The organism is Isoptericola sp. b408 (assembly GCF_030588085.1).
In the GTDB taxonomy this organism is placed as follows: domain Bacteria; phylum Actinomycetota; class Actinomycetes; order Actinomycetales; family Cellulomonadaceae; genus Isoptericola; species Isoptericola sediminis.
Genome location: NZ_JAUQYQ010000001.1, coordinates 1,077,704 through 1,095,351 on the forward strand (window position 1 = coordinate 1,077,704; position 17,648 = coordinate 1,095,351).

Sequence of the window (17,648 nt, forward strand, 5' to 3'; positions counted from 1 at the left end):
ATACACGGCGTGTGCAGTAGTTGCATGCGCCGGATAAAAATAGTTGCACGCGCGCTCTGTCGGCGCAAGGGGGCTATGCTGGCCGCGGAGACTCAGGAGGTGAGCACATGGGTATCGCCGACGACGCCGTCGAGATCCGCGCCCGGGGTTGGCGGACGCTGGCCGCGCTGCACGGGCTGATCGAGGCCGGCCTGGAGCGGTCGCTGCAGCGCGAGCACGAGCTGTCCGTGGTCGAGTACACGGTGCTCGACGCGCTGAGCCGTCAGGACGGCTGGCACATGCGCATGCAGCAGCTCGCCCGCGCCGCCGCCCTGTCGAGCAGCGCCACCACGCGTCTGGTCAACCGTCTCGAGGACCGAGGCCTGCTCACCCGCATCCTCTGCGCGGAGGACCGGCGCGGCATCTACACCGAGCTCACGCCGGCCGGGCAGCACCTGCTCGCACGGGCGCGGCCCACCCACGACCGGGCGCTCGAGGAGTCGCTGGCCGAGGCGAGGGACGTCCCGGAGCTGTCCTCGCTGGTCGACGCGCTGTACGCCGACGTGCGGGTCTGACGGTTCCGCGGGACGGCAGAGGCCCGAGACCCGGCCCATGGGGCCGAGGCTCGGGCCTCTGGTGGTGGTGCGCCTGGAGGGACTCGAACCCCCGACCTTCTGCTCCGGAGGCAGACGCTCTATCCACTGAGCTACAGGCGCGGGTACCGGGCATCACCGTCGTGGGCGACGACCGCCCGGCACGGTGCACGAGACTACCACCGCGAGTCGCCAGGTCGGAAAACCGTGCCGGGCCCCGCCGCGCGAGGCCGATAGAATCGCCCGGTGACACCCGACGAGCTCTCCGAAGCACTCAGCGCTGCCCTCGCCGCGGCCGTGGCCGACGGCACCCTCGCCCTCGACGCCGACGCCCTGCCGTCGACCGTCCACGTCGAGCGACCCAAGCAGCGGGAGCACGGGGACTGGGCGACCAACGTGGCGCTCCAGCTCGCCAAGAAGGCCGGCACGACGCCGCGGGCGCTCGCCGAGGACCTGGCCGGGCGCCTGGGCTCGACCCCGGGGATCAAGGCCGTCGACGTGGCCGGACCCGGGTTCCTCAACATCACGCTCGAGGCGGGCGCAGCCGGTGAGCTCGCGCGCACGATCGTCGAGTCGGGCGCCGCGTACGGCCGGTCCGACGCGCTGAGCGGCCGGGTCATCGACCTCGAGTACATCTCCGCCAACCCGACCGGTCCGCTGCACATCGGGCACACCCGTTGGGCCGCGCTGGGCGACGCGCTCGTGCGCATCCTGCGCGCCGCCGGTGCCGACGTCACGGCGGAGTACTACATCAACGACGCCGGTGCCCAGATGGACCGGTTCGGTGAGTCCGTCCTGGCCCAGATCCGCGGCACCGAGGTGCCCGAGGGCGGTTACCGCGGCGAGTACGTCGCCGAGCTCGGCCGTCAGGTGCTGGCCGCCCAGCCGGGGATCGTCGAACTGCCCGACGACGAGGCGGTGGCGCTGGCCCGCGAGGAGGCGTACCGGCTCCAGCTCGCCGAGATCCGCGACGTGCTGGGCTCCTTCGGCGTGCACATCGACGTGTGGTTCTCCGAGCGGAGCCTGCACGAGTCGGGCGCCGTCACGCAGGCCGTCGAGCGGCTGCGCGAGCAGGGCCACGTGTACGACGACGGCGGGGCGGTCTGGCTGCGCACGACCGACTTCACGGACGACAAGGACCGCGTGCTGATCCGGGCCAACGGCGAGCCCACCTACTTCGCCGCCGACGCCGCGTACTACCTGTCCAAGAAGGACCGGGGCTTCCCGGGCAAGATCTACCTGCTGGGCGCCGACCACCACGGGTACATCCACCGGCTCAAGGCGATCTCGGCCGCCGCCGGGGACGACCCCGCGGAGAACATCGAGATCCTCATCGGCCAGCTCGTGTCCGTCCAGGGCGCCAAGCTGTCCAAGCGGGCGGGCAACATCATCGAGCTGCGCGACCTCGTCGAGTGGATCGGGGCAGACGCCGTGCGGTACTCGCTGTCGCGGTACCCGGCGGACACCCCGCTCGAGCTGGCCGGCGAGGAGATGCTCAAGCAGTCCAACGACAACCCGGTCTTCTACGTCCAGTACGCCCACTCGCGCACCTGCGCCGTGGACCGCAACGCGGCCGACCGCGCCGTGCGCCGCGAGGACGGCTTCGACCCGTCGCTGCTGGACCACCCGACCGAGGCCGTCCTCATCGGCCGCCTCACCGAGTTCCCGCGGATCGTCGCCCAGGCGGCCGAGCTGCGCGAACCGCACCGCATCGCCCGGTACCTCGAGGGCCTCGCCGCGGACTACCACAAGTGGTACGCCGAGTGCCGCGTCCTGCCGTACCCCGACGAGGCCGTCGAGGACGTGCACCGGACCCGGCTGTGGCTCAACGACGCCGTGCGTCAGGTCCTGGCCAACGGCCTCGACCTGCTGGGCGTCAGCGCGCCGGAGCGGATGTGACGGGGGCGCTGCCCACCGGCGGCCCGGACGCGGCCGGTGCGCCGTGGCCCTCGACCGCCCGCCGCCGTGCCGACGGCGAGCTGGAGGTGGGCGGCGTCGGTGTCCGCGCCCTGGCCGCCGAGCACGGCACCCCGGCCTACGTCCTCGACGAGGCCGACTTCCGCGCCCGGGCCCGCGCCTACCGCGAGGCCTTCGAGGCGGCGTTCGAGCGCATCGGTGCCGGCATCGACGTCTACTACGCCGGCAAGGCGCTGCTGACCGTCGCCGTCGCGCGCTGGGCCACCCAGGAGGGGCTGCGTGTCGACACGGCCTCGGGCGGCGAGCTCGCCGTGGCGCTGCGGGCCGGTGTGCCCGGGGCGGCGATCGGGCTGCACGGCAACAACAAGTCGGACGACGAGATCCTCGCCGCCCTGGAGGCCGGGGTCGGCCGCATCATCGTCGACTCCCGGGTGGAGATCGACCGGGTCGCCGACCTGGCCGCCGCCCGGGGCGTGGTCGCACCCGTGATGCTCCGCGTCACCACCGGCGTGCACGCCGGTGGGCACGAGTACATCTCCACCGCCCACGAGGACCAGAAGTTCGGCCTGTCGGTCACGGCGGGCGACGACGGCGAGACCTCCCCGGCGCTCGCGGCCCTCGAGGCGATCGTGGCGCGGCCCGAGCTCGAGCTGCTCGGCATCCACTCGCACATCGGGTCCCAGATCCTCGACCCCTCGGGCTTCGAGGCCGCGGCGCGGGTCGTGCTGCAGCTGCGCGCCGACCTGGCTGGTCGCACGGGTGTGCTCGTCGAGGAGGTCGACCTGGGCGGCGGGTACGGCATCGCCTACCTGCCCGCCGACGAGGCGCTGGAACCCGCACCGGTGGCGCAGGACGTGGCCGCGGCGGTCGCCGCCGTGTGCACCGAGCTCGGCACGCCGCTGCCGCGGTTCTCCATCGAGCCCGGGCGGGCCGTCGTCGGACCCGCGGGGCTGACGCTCTACACCGTCGGGACGGTCAAACCGGTGACGGTCTCCGGCAGCGGCGCGGACGACGAGACCTTCTCGCGGCTCTACGTGTCCGTCGACGGCGGGATGAGCGACAACATCCGCCCGGCCCTGTACGGCGCGGACTACCACGCGGAGCTCGTCGGGCGCGTCTCCGACGCCGCGAAGGTCCTGTCCCGGGTGGTGGGAAAGCACTGCGAGAGCGGCGACATCGTGGTGCACGAGGTCCTGCTGCCCGCCGACGTCAGCGCCGGCGACCTGCTGGCGGTGGCGGCGACGGGTGCCTACGGCCGGTCGATGGCGTCCAACTACAACGCGCTGACCCGCCCCCCGGTCGTCGCCGTGGCGGACGGTTCGTCGCGGGTCCTGGTGCGGCGCGAGACGGTCGAGGACCTGCTGGCGCTCGACCTCGGCTGACCCGGTCACCCCCTCCCGCGACTCAGGACACTTCGCCGCGAGTCAGGCCGCCTTTCCGCGAGTCAGGACGAAGCGCGCCGAGTCAGGACAGCCTCCGGACGAGCTCCCACCGACGCGGAACGGCCCCGCCCCCCTGCAGCAGGGGACGGGGCCGTTCGTCGTGCGGACCGTCAGGGACGGTCGATGGTGAACTCGGGGGACGTCCAGGTCTCCCAGTGGTCGGGGTTCGACCGGTCACCGTTCGCCTTGAGGGCGTCGATCTTCAGGCTGTACTCGCCGTCCTTCAGATCCTTGGTGACGGTGGTGTTGCCCCTGGCCTTCGTCACGGTGCCGTCCCAGACGAACGCCTGGACACCGGTGGACGACTCGTTGCGACCGAGCGGCCCCAGGTCCGCGGCGACCGTGAAGGAGCCCTTGACGCGGTCCTTCGAGTCGATGACCGTCAGCGTGAAGTCCTCGACCTGGTGGTCGAAGTGGGCCAGCACGTACGGGTAGTCCGGCAGACCGTCGACCCACTCGAGGGAGAAGGTCTCGCCGCCGGCCTCGCTGTACGAGCCCATCGGGTCGATGCAGTCGAACTCGACGAACTCGGCGCACTCCGAGATCCGCGAGATCCACGGGACGTCGACCATCTCGCCGTCGCCGAGGTCGATCGGGGTGATCGCCTCGATGTCCTGGTAGTCGCCGTCGAAGCCGGCGTAGGGGACCGAGGTCTCCGAGCCGTCGTCACCGGTGATCTCGATGAACCCGCCGTAGAGCACCTGGTAGCCGTCGAAGCCCGGCGAGGTGATCGTGACGTCGACCTCGGCCGACTCCCCGGCAGGCACGGTGACCTCGGTGTCCGAGAACTCCGCCGTGCCGGCGATGGTCGAGAGCGTCGGGGCGAAGGTGTCGCCGTAGGTCGCCAGCGCCGTGGTGTGGCCCATGGTGTAGGTCACCTCGGCGTCGGAGTCGTTCGCGACGGTCAGCGTCGTCGTGACCGGCTCGAAGACCGGCTCGCCGTCGACCCGGTCGACGACGGACTCACCGAGCGAGATCTTCGCCGGGGTGACCGAGGTCGTCGCGGCGTAGGCGGCCGGGACGTCGATCAGGCCGGCACCCTGGCCGTGCACGGTCTCGACGTAGGCACCGGCATACAGGATCGGCTCGGCCGTGTTCTGCAGCAGGTCCCGCATCTCGGTGGCGGCGATCTCCGGGTCCGCCTCGAGCAGCAGCGCGGCGGCGCCGGCGACGTGCGGAGCGGCCATCGAGGTGCCCGACAGCGTGGCGTAGCCGCCCTTGGCCAGCGGGTACGTCGAGCGGATGTTGCCACCCGGCGCGGCCAGGTCCGGCTTGAGGGACAGGTCCGGAGCCAGGCCGTAGGAGCTGAAGTCGCTCTTCTCGCCACCCGTGGGGCTGACGACCGAGACCGTCTCGTCGGTCCAGGTGAGCGTGACGGTCTCGCCCGCGTCCATCTGCGCCTTGAGCATGTCGCCGTCGGCGAGGCTGATGCCGACGCCGGGGACACCCTGGTCGGTGACCCCGCCGCCGTTGAACAGGCCGGGGATGTTGTTCGCGATGACGACGGCGGTCGCACCGGCGGCCACCGCGGAGGCGTACTTCTCCTCGAACGTGCAGCTGCCGCGGTCGACCAGGGCGGTCATGCCCGTGGGGTCGGCGAGCAGGGTGTCGCCGAGGGTGTCGACGCAGCCGCGACCGACGTGGACCATCGCGTCGGTGGTCTCACCGGCCGTCGGAGCGGCCACGGTGGAGAGCACCGTGTAGGCCACCGGCTCGCCCGAGGGGTTCGCGACCGCCTTGGCGGCGTCGGTGTTGGTGTTGTCGACCGACGCGACGCCGATGACCTTCTCGCCGACGCCCGGGGCGCCGGCCGAGTAGACGCCGGAGCGGCCGGAGTTGCCGATGGAGGCGGCGACGATCATGCCCGCGTCCACCATGGCGTTCGAGGCGCTCGCCGTCGGGTAGCTGGGCCAGGTGAAGGCCGAGCCGATGGACATGTTGAGGATGTCCATGTCGTCCTCGAGGGCCATCTCCATGGCGGAGATCATGATGTCGGCCTCGGTGGAGCCTTCGCAGCCGAACACCCGGTAGGCGCCGAAGGTGACCTCGGGGGCCACGCCGACGACGTCGCCGTCGGCACCGACGATGCCGGCCACGTGGGTGCCGTGACCCTGGCAGTCCATCGGGTCGCCGTCGGGCTGGGGGACACGCGCGTCGGCGTCGGGGGACCCGGCGTCGTAGGCGTCACCGACGAAGTCGTACCCGTAGGCCACGCGCTCGGTCGGGAACTCGCCGCCGCCGAAGTCGGGGTGGGCGTAGTCGATGCCGGTGTCCATCACGGCGACCTTGACGCCGGCGCCGGTGAGGCCCAGCTCGTTCTGCGCCACGTCGCTGCCGGTCATCGCGAGAGCCGTCGCCATGTCGGGGATCGCCGCGGTCTGCGGCTCCGGCACGGAGAGCTGGACCATCGGGTAGATGGCCTTGACGCCCTTGGTCGCCTGGAGGCGGCCGAGCTGCGAGCTGTCCATGTCGATGGAGAACCCGTTGAACAGGCTCGTGAACTCCTCGCGCTCGGTGTAGTCGACGCCGGCCGCGCCGGCCGCGTCCTTGAACGCGGAGTGCTCGCGGCCCACCTGGGCGCGCGAGCTGCCCTGGGCGGTCGGCGGGCTCTCCAGCTCGACGAACCAGGCGCCGGGCGTCTCGTTGACCAGCGTGTCCTCGTCGCCGGCCGGGGCGGTGTGCACCGGGGCCAGGGCTTCCGGGCCGTCGGGGTCGTTTGCGGTCGCGATGCTCGGCAGCGCCACGGTGGTGGCAGCGAGGCCGAACGCGGCGAGCGCGCCCACGACCGGGCGTCGTCGCATGGTGATGCGCACAGTGTCCTCCCAGATTGGGTTGATGTGGCGCACACACTAAGCGTGATGTGTGACACAGGTGTATCGGGCAAGTGTGCATGGCATCACACTGTGACCGGATCGTGATGTCCGGGACCGCCGTTCCAACGATCGGCGTCACGATGCGGACGGCGTGTCCGGCCGGGATCCGTGCGCGGCTATCCTGAGCCTCGATCCCGCACGTTCGAAGTGAAGGTGGCCCCGTGCCCGCTGCAGACCACCGGCCCGCCGTGACGGCGCCGTCGGACCCTGACCGCCGTGAGCGACGCCCCCTGCGCGTCGCTCTGCTCGGGTGCGGCGTGGTCGGCACCGAGGTCGCCCACGGCCTGCTGGAGAACTCCGCCGAGCTGGCGGCCCGGGCCGGTGCGCCGCTCGAAGTGGTGGGCATCGCCGTGCGGGACGCCTCGCGGGAGCGCGAGGGCGTCCCGGCGGCGCTGCTGACCGAGGACGCCGAGGCGCTCGTCGACGCGGCCGACGTCGTGGTCGAGCTGATGGGCGGCATCGAGCCGGCCCGCACCCTGATCCTGCGGGCTCTCGAGCGGGGCGCCAGCGTCGTCACCGCCAACAAGCAGCTGCTCGCCGAGCAGGGGCCGGTGCTGTTCGAGGCGGCGGACACCGCCCGCGCCGACCTCTCCTTCGAGGCCGCCGTCGCGGGTGCCATCCCGATCGTCCGACCCGTGCGAGAGTCGCTGGCCGGGGACCAGGTCCAGCGGGTGCTCGGCATCGTCAACGGCACCACGAACTACGTGCTGGACGAGATGACCACGCAGGGGCTCGACCTCGAGGACGTCGTCAAGCGCGCCCAGGAGCTCGGGTACGCCGAGGCCGACCCCACGGCCGACGTCGACGGCTACGACGCCGCGGCCAAGGCGGCCATCCTCGCCTCGCTCGCGTTCCACACCCGCGTGTCGATCCACCAGGTGGCCCGCGAGGGCATCCGCCACATCACCCGGGACGACGTCGAGTGGGCCCGCCGCACGGGGTACGTGCTCAAGCTGCTCGCCATCGCCGAGCGCACCGACGAGGGCGTCGCAGCGCGGGTCCACCCGGCGCTGGTGCCGACCGACCACCCGCTGGCCGCCGTGCGCGGGGCGTTCAACGCCGTCTTCGTGGAGGCGGAGGGTGCCGGTCCGCTGATGTTCTACGGCCAGGGCGCCGGTGGGCGTCCCACGGCCTCGGCGGTGCTGGGCGACGTCGTCTCGGCAGCCCGCGACCGGCTGATCGGCGGCAAGGGCCCGCACGAGTCGGCGTACGCCTCGCTGCCGGTCCTGGCGGCCGACGCGGCGATCACGCGCTACCAGGTGCGGCTCGAGGTGGCGGACCGCACCGGTGTGCTCGCCCAGGTCGCCGGCGTGCTGGCGGACCACGGCGTGTCCATCGACACCGTGCGCCAGAGCGAGGCCCTCACCGCACCGTTCGAGGCCGAGCCCGCCTCGGAGCCCGCGCCGGGTGCGGTGCGGGACGAGGGCGAGCCCGTGGCCCGCCTCGTCATCACCACCCACGCCGCCCGGGAGGCGTCGCTCGCCGCGACGGTGTCCGCCCTGCGCGACCTGGAGCCCGTCCGTCAGATCACGTCCGTCCTGCGAGTCGAGGGAGTCTGAGCATGCCGGCCCATCAGTGGCGGGGTGTCATCACCGAGTACGCCGACCGGTTGCCGGCCCACGTCGCCGAGAAGATCGTGACCCTCGGCGAGGGCGGCACCCCCCTCGTCGAGGCGCCCGCGCTCTCTCAGCGCACCGGCGCGGAGGTGTTCGTCAAGGTCGAGGGCATGAACCCGACCGCCTCGTTCAAGGACCGGGGGATGACGACGGCGATCTCCACGGCTGCCGCACGCGGCGCGCAGGCCGTCGTGTGCGCCTCCACCGGGAACACCTCGGCGTCGGCCGCCGCGTACGCCACCCGCGCCGGCATGGTCTGCGCCGTGCTGGTGCCGGAGGGCAAGATCGCGATGGGCAAGCTGAGCCAGGCGGTCGCGCACGGTGCCCAGCTGCTGCAGATCGACGGCAACTTCGACGACTGCCTCGTGGTGGCGCGCAAGCTGGCCGAGGCCTACCCGGTCGAGCTCGTCAACTCGGTCAACCCGGACCGCATCGAGGGGCAGAAGACCGCGGCCTTCGAGGTGGTCGACGCCCTGGGCGACGCTCCCGACATCCACGCGCTGCCGGTCGGCAACGCCGGGAACATCACGGCCTACTGGAAGGGGTACCGCGAGTACGCCGGTATCCCGACGAGCGAGGACGGCCCGGGTGCCGCGCCGGTCGCGGTGGCGACGCGCACCCCCGCGATGTGGGGTTTCCAGGCGGCCGGCGCCGCACCCATCGTCGCGGGCCACCCCGTCGACCCCGAGACGATCGCCACCGCGATCCGCATCGGGAACCCCGCCTCCTGGGCGCAGGCCGAGGCGGCCCGGGACGACTCCGGGGGGTTCATCGAGGCGGTCTCCGACGCCGAGATCCTCGCCGCGCACCGGGTGCTGTCCGCCGACGTGGGCGTCTTCGTCGAACCGGCCTCGGCCGCGGGCGTCGCCGGGCTGCTCTCCCGTGCCGAGCGCGGCCTGGTGCCGGCCGGTGCGCGGGTGGTGGTCACCGTCACCGGGCACGGGCTGAAGGACCCGCAGTGGGCCCTGCGCACGCCCGACGGCGGCGACGTGACCCCGACCCGGGTGGGGGCCGACGTCGTGGCGGTCGCCGACGCCCTCGGGCTGGGCTGAGATGCAGCTCGGTGCGGATCGCGTGGTCGTGAGGGTGCCGGCCACCAGCGCCAACCTCGGTCCGGGGTTCGACGCCCTCGGCCTGGCGCTGGGCCTGCACGACGAGATCGAGGTGGACCTGCTCGCCAGCGACGAGATCAGCGTGGAGGTCGTCGGGGAGGGCGCCGGCCAGGTGCCCGACGGCGAGGAGCACCTGGTGGTGCGGGCCCTGCGGCACACGCTCGAGCTCGCCGGCGCTCCGCTGACCGGGCTGCGCATGCGGTGCACGAACCGCATCCCGCACGGCCGCGGTCTGGGGTCGTCCGCCGCGGCCGTGGTCTCGGGGATCGTCGCGGCGCGCGGTCTGCTCGCGGACCCGCAGGCCCTGGACGTGACGGCCATGCTCGGCATCGCGACGGAGTTCGAGGGACACCCGGACAACGCCGCGCCGGCGCTGCGCGGCGGAGCCACCGTGGCCTGGTCCGGACCGCAGGGACCGCGGGCCGTCGACCTCGAGGTGGACCCCCGGGTCACCGCCACGGTCCTGGTGCCCGACACCCGGCTCTCGACGAGCCGGGCGCGGGGCGTCCTGCCCGCCCAGGTGCCGCACGCCGACGCCGCCTTCACGGCCGGCCGCGCGGCGCTCCTGGTCGAGGCGCTGGCGCGCCGTCCCGAGCTGCTGCTGGACGCCACGGAGGACCGGATCCACCAGGACTACCGGGCCGAGGTGATGGCGGGGACCGCGGAGCTCGTGCGTGCGCTGCGCGCCGAGGGGTTCGCCGCGACCGTCTCCGGCGCGGGGCCGACGGTGCTGGTGCTGGCGGCCGAGCGGCAGACGGCCGGTCTCGACCGTCTGCTCGCCGACCTCGTCGACGGGATGGCGGGCTGGCGTGCCTGGCGGCCCGGCATCGACGTCACGGGAGCGGTGTGCAGGAGTGGTAGCATGGACCAAGCCTTCGGGACGGTGGCAGGACGAGCATGAGGTTGTCGTTCCTGACCCACGTCGGCATCGTCACGTGATGATGGTTTGCACGATGCGTCCGTCCGTTGCCCCACCGCAGCCCGCTCGTCGGGTCCTGCGCCGGAGGCCGTCAGCAACCCCGTCAGCCGACGTCGTCGTACCACTGATGCGAGGTTTCGCGTCCGGGTGCCCCCTGCACCCGGTCGCCCGCCACCCCGGTCCGAGCGGACGCCCCGCAGGACCGCATACGAGGGGGAAGGGTCCTTCGTGACGAACACCACCGACAACCTGAGCTCGATGAAGCTTGCCGAGCTCCAGGCGATGGCGTCCCAGCTGGGCGTCAAGGGAACCAGCCGGATGCGCAAGAGCGACCTGGCCGACGCCATCCGCTCCCGTCGCTCCTCCGGCGGCAACCGCCAGGACGACGCCGGTCGCGGGGCCGGAGCGGGCAAGCCCGTCTCCGCCGAGCCCGTCGCGGCCGCGTCGACCGCGGCTCCCTCGGTCCGCAGCGAGGCGCCCGCGGAGGACGCCCCGCGCCGCCGCCGCGCGGTGCGCAGCTCCGGCGCCGCCACCGGGCAGGAGCAGCGGGTCGACGGCGGCCCGCAGGAGGGCGCCGGCCCGACGAACGACCGTGAGGCGCGGCTCGCCGAGCTCGCCGACGCCGTCGCCGCGCCGAAGGAGCGCCAGTCCCGGCCGGACCGCCAGGAGTCGGGCTCCGGCCCGAAGGGCGACGGCGAGGGCGGCCGCGGCCGCGGCGGTCAGGACCGTCAGGACGACCGGTCCGCAGACCGCGGCGACCAGGGTCGTCAGCAGGGCGGCCAGGGCCGCCAGCAGGGCGACCAGCAGGAGAAGTCCGGCTCGCGCCGTCGTCGCGGCCGCGACCGCGGTCGCGACCGGCGCCGCAACCGCGGGGGCCGCGGTGGCAACGGGCCGGACATGCCCCTGGAGGAGCCGGAGGTCCGCGAGGACGACGTGCTGCTCCCCGTCGCGGGCATCCTCGACATCCGCGACAACTACGCGTTCGTGCGGACCAGCGGCTACCTGCCCGGGCCGAAGGACGTCTACGTCTCGATGAACCAGGTCCGCAAGTCGGGGCTGCGCCGCGGCGACGCCGTCGTGGGCGCCATCCGGCAGCCCCGTGACGGCGAGGAGCCGCCCAGCGGCGGGGGCGGGGGCGGCAAGAACGCGCGCAACAAGTTCTCCGCGCTGGTGCGTCTCGACACCGTCAACGGGATGACGCCGGAGGAGGCGCGTCAGCGTCCCGAGTTCACGAAGCTGACCCCGCTGTACCCGCAGGAGCGCCTGCGCCTGGAGAACCCCGAGGCGACCCGCCTGACCCCGCGGGTGATCGACATCGTCGCCCCGGTCGGCAAGGGCCAGCGTGGTCTGATCGTCTCGCCCCCCAAGGCCGGCAAGACGATCATCATGCAGCAGATCGCCAACGCCATCACGGCCAACAACCCCGAGGTCCACCTGATGGTGGTGCTCGTGGACGAGCGGCCCGAAGAGGTCACCGACATGGAGCGGACCGTCAAGGGCGAGGTCATCGCCTCGACGTTCGACCGCCCCGCCTCGGACCACACGATCGTCGCCGAGCTCGCGATCGAGCGTGCCAAGCGCCTGGTCGAGCTCGGCCAGGACGTCGTGGTGCTGCTCGACTCCATCACCCGCCTGTCGCGCGCCTACAACCTGGCGGCCCCGGCCTCGGGCCGGATCCTCTCCGGCGGTGTGGACGCCGCGGCGCTCTACCCGCCGAAGAAGTTCTTCGGTGCCGCGCGCAACATCGAGGAGGGCGGTTCGCTGACCATCCTGGGCTCGGCGCTGGTCGAGACGGGCTCGAAGATGGACGAGGTGATCTTCGAGGAGTTCAAGGGCACCGGCAACATGGAGCTGCGGCTGTCGCGCAACCTCGCGGACCGGCGGATCTTCCCGGCGGTGGACGTCAACGCGTCCGGCACCCGCCGCGAGGAGATCCTCATGTCCAAGGAGGAGCTCGGCATCGTCTACAAGCTGCGTCGCGTCATGGGCGCACTGGACCAGCAGCAGGCCATCGAGCTGCTGCTCGGCAAGCTCAAGGACACCAAGAGCAACGTCGAGTTCCTGCTCCAGGTCCAGAAGACCACGCCGTCCGGCCTCACGGACGACCGTCCCGGCGAGACCGTCTGAGGTCACACCCGGGAACATCCCCGCCAGGACAGGTGTTCTGGCACAATGGTTCGTCGGCCTGCCGGTTCACGGCTCGCGGTCCTGCGAGGCGACCCGGAGGCATCACACCAAGGAGCATCATGAAGAGCGGTATCCACCCCGAGTACGTCCTCACCGAGGTCACCTGCACCTGCGGCAACACCTTCGTGACCCGCAGCACGGAGACCTCCGGCAAGATCAACGCCGACGTCTGCAGCGCCTGCCACCCGTTCTACACGGGCAAGCAGAAGATCCTCGACACCGGTGGCCGCGTGGCCCGGTTCCAGGCGCGCTACGGCAAGAAGGACAAGTAGCACCTCCGGCAGCGCCGGTGGTCCGCCCGACAACCTCTCCAGGGGCAGTCGGCCGCGGGACCACCGGCGCTGTCGCATGTCCGGGCGGTGCCGCAGGGTGCACCGCCCGGTGGATCGGCTCCGAACCCGCCCCGGCCGGCAGGTTCTAGGCTGATCCGCGGGTCGCCCCCCCGACACGCGACCCGGCGGCGCCGCGGCGCTGCGCCGAGGAACGACCGGACGGAGACGACGTGACCGAGGACTTCGCGGTGGCCGAGCCGCTGCTGGCGGAGCATGCCGAGATCGAGCGCGAGCTCGCCGATCCGGCCGTCCACGCCGACCCCGGTCGTGCCCGCACCCTGGGACGGCGGTACGCCGAGCTCAACCGGGTCGTCGGCGCCTACCGGTCCTGGCGCACCGCCCGGGACGACGCCGCCGCGGCGGCCGAGCTCGCCGACGAGGACGAGTCGTTCGCCGCGGAGGTCCCCGCGCTGCAGGAGGCCGAGGCCGAGGCCGCCGAGCACCTGCGCCGCGTCCTCGTGCCGCGCGACCCCGACGACGGCCGCGACGTGATCCTGGAGATCAAGGCCGGCGAGGGCGGCGACGAGTCCGCACTGTTCGCCGGTGACCTGCTGCGCATGTACCTGCGCTACGCGGAACGTCGGGGGTGGGCGACGCAGGTGCTGGAGTCCACCGAGACCGAGCTCGGCGGGTTCAAGGACGTCCAGCTCGCGGTGAAGTCCCGCGGCACCCCGGACGACCCCGCGGACGGTGTCTGGGCGAACCTCAAGTACGAGGGCGGGGTGCACCGCGTCCAGCGGGTGCCGGTCACCGAGTCCCAGGGACGGATCCACACGTCGGCCGCCGGGGTGCTGGTGCTGCCCGAGGTCGACGACCCCGGCGAGGTCGAGATCGACCCGAACGACCTGCGCATCGACGTCTACCGGTCCTCCGGGCCCGGCGGGCAGTCGGTGAACACGACCGACTCCGCCGTGCGGATCACGCACGAGCCCACCGGCATCGTCGTGTCGATGCAGAACGAGAAGTCGCAGCTGCAGAACAAGGAGCAGGCGATGCGCGTGCTCCGGGCGCGGCTGCTGGCCGCCCGGCAGGAGGCCGCCGCCGCCGAGGCCGCGGACCTGCGCCGGTCGCAGGTGCGCACCGTCGACCGCAGCGAAAGGATCCGGACGTACAACTTCCCGGAGAACCGCATCGCGGACCACCGCACCGGCTTCAAGGCCTACAACCTCGACCACGTGCTGGCCGGGGACCTGGACGCCCTCATCCGGTCGGCCGTCGACGCCGACGAGGCCGCCCGGCTCGCGGCCGCCGGCGATGCCTGACACGGTCGGCGCCCTGCTGCGCGAGGCGTCGCGACGGCTGGCCGCCGCCGGCGTCCCGTCGCCGCGCACCGACGCCGAGCTGCTCCTGGCCCACGTCCTGGACGTGCCGCGGGGCGAGGTCCGGCGGCTCTCCGTGCTCGACGCCCCGCTGCCCGACGGCGGCGCCCCGGCCGGCCCCGGCCCGGGGGAGCGGTTCGCGGGGCTCGTCGAGCGCCGGGCACGCCGGGAGCCCCTGCAGCACCTGACGGGCACGGCGCCGTTCCGGCACCTCGAGCTGGCCGTCGGGCCCGGGGTGTTCGTGCCGCGCCCGGAGACCGAGCAGGTCGCCCAGGTCGCGGTCGACGAGGCCACGGCCGTCGTCGCCGACCGGGGGAGCGTCGTCGTCGTCGACCTGTGCACCGGGTCCGGGGCCATCGCGCTGGCGGTGGCCACGGAGGTGCCGGGCGCCGTCGTCCACGCGGTGGAGCTGGACCGCGAGGCGTACCGGTGGACCGAGCGCAACGTCGCGGCGGTGGCCGGTGCCGCCGGTGCCGACGTCCGGCCGGTCCGGGGGGACGCCCGCACGGCTCTCACCGCGTGGGACGGCACGGTCGACGTCGTGGTGTCCAACCCGCCGTACGTGCCGCCGACGGCCGTGCCCCGGGACCCGGAGGTCGCGGGCCACGATCCCGGGGTGGCCCTGTACGGCCTCGGCGCCGACGGGCTGGAGGTGCCCCGGGGCGTCGCCAGGGCGGCGGCCCGGCTGCTGCGGCCGGGCGGGCTGTTCGTCATGGAGCACGCCGAGGTGCAGGCCGCCGGTGCGCGGGAGCTGGCCGCGGCGGCCGGTCTGGTCGACGTGCGCACCGCCGAGGACCTCACCGGCCGACCCCGCATGGTGGTCGCCCGGCAGCCGGTCGACGCACCGTCCGGACGACGAACCGTGACAGACTGGGGCGAGTGAGCACCGTGCACGATGTCACCGACGAGAACTCCTGGGGCCCCGCGATCGACGAGGCCGTCAACACGATCTCCCGGGGCGGACTCGTCGTCCTCCCGACCGACACGGTCTACGGGATCGGTGCGGACGCGTTCGACGCGGACGCCGTCGCCGCGCTGCTCGCGGCGAAGGGACGGGGGCGGCAGATGCCCCCGCCCGTCCTCGTGCCGGACACCCGCACGCTGGACGGGCTCGCCGTCGACGTGCCCGCCTCGGCACGTGCGCTGGTCGAGGCGTTCTGGCCGGGGGGCTTCACCATCATCCTGCGGTCCCAGCCGTCCCTGCAGTGGGACCTGGGCGAGACCCACGGCACGGTCGCGCTGCGGATGCCCGACCACCCGGCGGCGCTCGCGCTGCTGCGCCGCACGGGGCCGTTGGCCGTCTCCAGCGCCAACCGCACCGGGGGGCCCGCGGCCACCGAGGCCGCCGAGGCCGTCGACCAGCTCGGTGACGCGGTGGGCTGCTACCTCGACGGGGGCACCGCCCCGGGCGGTGTCGCCTCGACGATCGTCGACGCGACCGGCCCGGAGATGCGCGTGGTGCGCCAGGGCGCGGTGACGCTCGCGGCGCTGCGCGAGATCGCGCCCGTGCTGGGCCTCGACGAGACCTCCGAGGGGAACCCCGGGTGAGGGCATATCTGCTGGTCATGCTCATCGCCGCGGCGGTGACGTACCTGGCGACACCCGGTGCCCGCTGGGTCGCCCGGCGGACCAACGCCATCTCCGCGGTCCGGGCCCGCGACGTGCACGTCCAGCCGACACCACGGCTGGGCGGTCTGGCGATGCTGCTCGGGATCGTCGTCGCCGTGCTGCTGGCCTCCCGCATGCCGTTCCTCGCGGGGGTCTTCGCCGAACCCCAGGTGTTCGGCGTCGTCGGCGGAGCGGTGATCGTCTGCCTGCTCGGGTGGGCCGACGACATCTGGGACCTGGACTGGATGACGAAGCTCGCGGGGCAGATCCTCGCCGCGGGGTTCCTCGTCGTGAACCAGGTCCAGCTGACCGCGCTGCCGATGCCCGGTGGCCTGACGATCCCGTCGGCCCGGCTGTCGCTGTTCGTCACGATCCTCGTCATCGTGGTCGCGATGAACGCCGTGAACTTCGTGGACGGGCTCGACGGCCTCGCCGCCGGCATCGTCGCGATCGGCGGGTCGGCGTTCTTCCTCTACACGTACTTCCTCACCCAGCAGGCGAGCCCGGCCGACTACTCGAGCTTCGCGACGATGATGACCGCGGTGCTGGTCGGCGTGTGCCTCGGGTTCCTGCCGCACAACTTCTACCCGTCGCACATCTTCATGGGCGACTCGGGGTCGATGATCCTGGGGCTGGTCTTCGCCGGAGCGGCGATCTCGATCACCAGCAGCTTCGACCCGACCGTCACCGACGCCCTGTCGGGCGCGCAGCGGGCCACGATCTTCATCCCGCTGCTGCTGCCGCTGGCCGTGACGCTCCTGCCGCTGCTCGACATGACGATGGCGGTCGTCCGCCGGCTGGCCGCCGGCAAGTCGCCGATGGCCCCCGACCGGATGCACCTGCACCACCGCATGCTCGCCCTGGGGCACTCGCACCGCCGCGCCGTGCTCATCCTGTACGTCTGGACGGCGGTCTTCGCCTTCGGCACGGCGGCACTGGTGGCGTGGCGCTGGCAGGTGGTGCTCGCCTGGCTCGTCGTGGCGGTCGTCGTGGCCCTGGTGCTCACGCTCGGCCCGCTGCGCACGCGCGGGCGCTTCCTCGACGACGACGTGGCCTCGGGGGCGAACCCGGTGGCGGCGTCGTCCACCCCGACGCCCTCCGGAGAAGGAGACCGACCATGACCGAGCAGAACGCCACCCCGGACCGCCCGGAGGAGCCCGAGGGCGTCGAGGGGCGCACGCACGAGGAGGTCCAGTCCTCCGAGCGCGCGATGCTGCGTCGCGCCATGCGGTCGACGCTGCTGCTGGTCGGGGTGCTGGTGGTCGGGGGCGGCCTCGTCGGCTGGTTCGTGGCCGGGACGGCGGGCGTCTGGGGCGCCCTCGTCGGTGCGGGGCTGGCAGCGTTCTTCTGCGCCACCACGATCTGGTCGATGCAGCGCACCGTCGGCGCGTCGCCGACCGCCATGGCGGCCGGTGTCATGGGCGCCTGGCTGGCGAAGATCGTGGTGCTCGTCGTCGTGCTGGTGCTGCTGCGCGGAGCGGACTTCTACGACCCCTACGTGCTGTTCGTCGTGCTGGCACTCGGAGCGGTCGGGTCGGCGCTGCTCGACTACCAGGCCGTGCGCGGGGCGCGGATGCCGTACGTGCAGCCCTGACCTGCGACGAAGCCCCCAGGTGGGACGGCTGCACGTGCCATTGTTCACAAGCCGCACGATTCCGCTGCCGAAGTGGCCCTTCGGTGTCGGACCATCCGAGTTCATCTAGTAGGCTGTCCGCGAATCCATGACGGCCAGGTCCGATGGCGTGCCCGCT

The 17,648-nt window shown here is 73.1% G+C and carries 14 protein-coding genes and 1 tRNA gene; 13 read left to right on the forward strand and 2 right to left on the reverse strand.

Annotated elements, in window-relative coordinates; translation table 11 throughout:
* Positions 1 to 107 precede the first annotated feature (107 nt).
* Positions 108 to 554 (forward strand): MarR family winged helix-turn-helix transcriptional regulator, encoded by a 447-nt coding sequence (locus Q6347_RS05055; protein WP_304606822.1) that lies wholly within the window; start codon positions 108 to 110, stop codon positions 552 to 554.
* A gap of 65 nt (positions 555 to 619) precedes the next feature.
* Here the strand turns inward: Q6347_RS05055 and Q6347_RS05060 are convergent.
* Positions 620 to 695: transfer RNA gene (locus Q6347_RS05060), tRNA-Arg, on the reverse strand.
* Positions 696 to 818: 123 nt separating this feature from the next.
* Here Q6347_RS05060 and argS point away from each other — a divergent pair.
* Complete coding sequence (gene argS, locus Q6347_RS05065; protein ID WP_304606823.1) at positions 819 to 2,471, forward strand: arginine--tRNA ligase; 1,653 nt, start codon at positions 819 to 821, stop codon at positions 2,469 to 2,471.
* Positions 2,468 to 3,871 carry a diaminopimelate decarboxylase gene (gene lysA / locus Q6347_RS05070; protein ID WP_369810805.1) on the forward strand — a complete coding sequence of 468 codons (1,404 nt, stop codon included), beginning with the start codon at positions 2,468 to 2,470 and terminating at the stop codon, positions 3,869 to 3,871. Before argS ends, lysA begins: the two co-directional genes overlap by 4 nt.
* A gap of 170 nt (positions 3,872 to 4,041) precedes the next feature.
* Here lysA and Q6347_RS05075 read toward each other — a convergent pair whose 3' ends face one another.
* A complete protein-coding gene (locus Q6347_RS05075) occupies positions 4,042 to 6,732 on the reverse strand; it encodes a S8 family serine peptidase (RefSeq protein WP_304602425.1) in 2,691 nt (896 codons plus the stop codon).
* 260 nt (positions 6,733 to 6,992) lie between these two features.
* On the opposite strand from Q6347_RS05075, the gene Q6347_RS05080 reads away from it, so the two are divergent.
* From Q6347_RS05080 to Q6347_RS05125, 10 genes are all read left to right on the forward strand, one after another.
* A complete protein-coding gene (locus Q6347_RS05080) occupies positions 6,993 to 8,363 on the forward strand; it encodes a homoserine dehydrogenase (protein ID WP_304603069.1) in 1,371 nt (456 codons plus the stop codon).
* Positions 8,364 to 8,365: 2 nt separating this feature from the next.
* Positions 8,366 to 9,472 carry a threonine synthase gene (thrC, locus tag Q6347_RS05085; RefSeq protein ID WP_304602424.1) on the forward strand — a complete coding sequence of 369 codons (1,107 nt, stop codon included), beginning with the start codon at positions 8,366 to 8,368 and terminating at the stop codon, positions 9,470 to 9,472.
* Position 9,473: 1 nt separating this feature from the next.
* The gene (gene thrB, locus Q6347_RS05090) at positions 9,474 to 10,433 is read left to right on the forward strand and encodes a homoserine kinase (RefSeq protein WP_304602423.1); all 960 of its coding nucleotides are present in this window, start codon (positions 9,474 to 9,476) and stop codon (positions 10,431 to 10,433) included.
* A gap of 276 nt (positions 10,434 to 10,709) precedes the next feature.
* Complete coding sequence (rho, locus tag Q6347_RS05095) at positions 10,710 to 12,578, forward strand: transcription termination factor Rho (RefSeq protein WP_369810812.1); 1,869 nt, start codon at positions 10,710 to 10,712, stop codon at positions 12,576 to 12,578.
* Between the two features lie 119 nt (positions 12,579 to 12,697).
* Complete coding sequence (rpmE, locus tag Q6347_RS05100) at positions 12,698 to 12,910, forward strand: 50S ribosomal protein L31 (RefSeq protein ID WP_171245490.1); 213 nt, start codon at positions 12,698 to 12,700, stop codon at positions 12,908 to 12,910.
* Between the two features lie 230 nt (positions 12,911 to 13,140).
* Positions 13,141 to 14,232, forward strand: coding sequence for a peptide chain release factor 1 (gene prfA / locus Q6347_RS05105; RefSeq protein WP_304602421.1), 1,092 nt, complete (start codon positions 13,141 to 13,143; stop codon positions 14,230 to 14,232).
* A complete protein-coding gene (prmC, locus tag Q6347_RS05110) occupies positions 14,225 to 15,172 on the forward strand; it encodes a peptide chain release factor N(5)-glutamine methyltransferase (protein WP_304606825.1) in 948 nt (315 codons plus the stop codon). Before prfA ends, prmC begins: the two co-directional genes overlap by 8 nt.
* Before the next feature lie 5 nt (positions 15,173 to 15,177).
* Complete coding sequence (locus Q6347_RS05115; RefSeq protein ID WP_304606883.1) at positions 15,178 to 15,837, forward strand: L-threonylcarbamoyladenylate synthase; 660 nt, start codon at positions 15,178 to 15,180, stop codon at positions 15,835 to 15,837.
* Positions 15,834 to 17,018, forward strand: coding sequence for a glycosyltransferase family 4 protein (locus Q6347_RS05120; protein ID WP_304602419.1), 1,185 nt, complete (start codon positions 15,834 to 15,836; stop codon positions 17,016 to 17,018). The genes Q6347_RS05115 and Q6347_RS05120 overlap by 4 nt, the downstream gene beginning before the upstream one ends.
* Positions 17,015 to 17,491, forward strand: coding sequence for a hypothetical protein (locus tag Q6347_RS05125; protein ID WP_304606826.1), 477 nt, complete (start codon positions 17,015 to 17,017; stop codon positions 17,489 to 17,491). Before Q6347_RS05120 ends, Q6347_RS05125 begins: the two co-directional genes overlap by 4 nt.
* Positions 17,492 to 17,648: the final 157 nt, after the last annotated feature.

Bases quoted from the DNA above. Each gene is read 5' to 3' on its own strand.
- Q6347_RS05055 (WP_304606822.1), top strand. From the start codon at position 108: ATGGGTATCGCCGACGACGCCGTCGAGATCCGCGCCCGGGGTTGGCGG.
- rho (WP_369810812.1), top strand. From the start codon at position 10,710: ATGAAGCTTGCCGAGCTCCAGGCGATGGCGTCCCAGCTGGGCGTCAAG.
- prmC (WP_304606825.1), top strand. From the start codon at position 14,225: ATGCCTGACACGGTCGGCGCCCTGCTGCGCGAGGCGTCGCGACGGCTG.
- Q6347_RS05075 (WP_304602425.1), bottom strand. From the start codon at position 6,732: ATGCGACGACGCCCGGTCGTGGGCGCGCTCGCCGCGTTCGGCCTCGCT.
- Q6347_RS05125 (WP_304606826.1), top strand. From the start codon at position 17,015: ATGACCGAGCAGAACGCCACCCCGGACCGCCCGGAGGAGCCCGAGGGC.
- thrC (WP_304602424.1), top strand. From the start codon at position 8,366: ATGCCGGCCCATCAGTGGCGGGGTGTCATCACCGAGTACGCCGACCGG.
- thrB (WP_304602423.1), top strand. From the start codon at position 9,474: ATGCAGCTCGGTGCGGATCGCGTGGTCGTGAGGGTGCCGGCCACCAGC.
- rpmE (WP_171245490.1), top strand. From the start codon at position 12,698: ATGAAGAGCGGTATCCACCCCGAGTACGTCCTCACCGAGGTCACCTGC.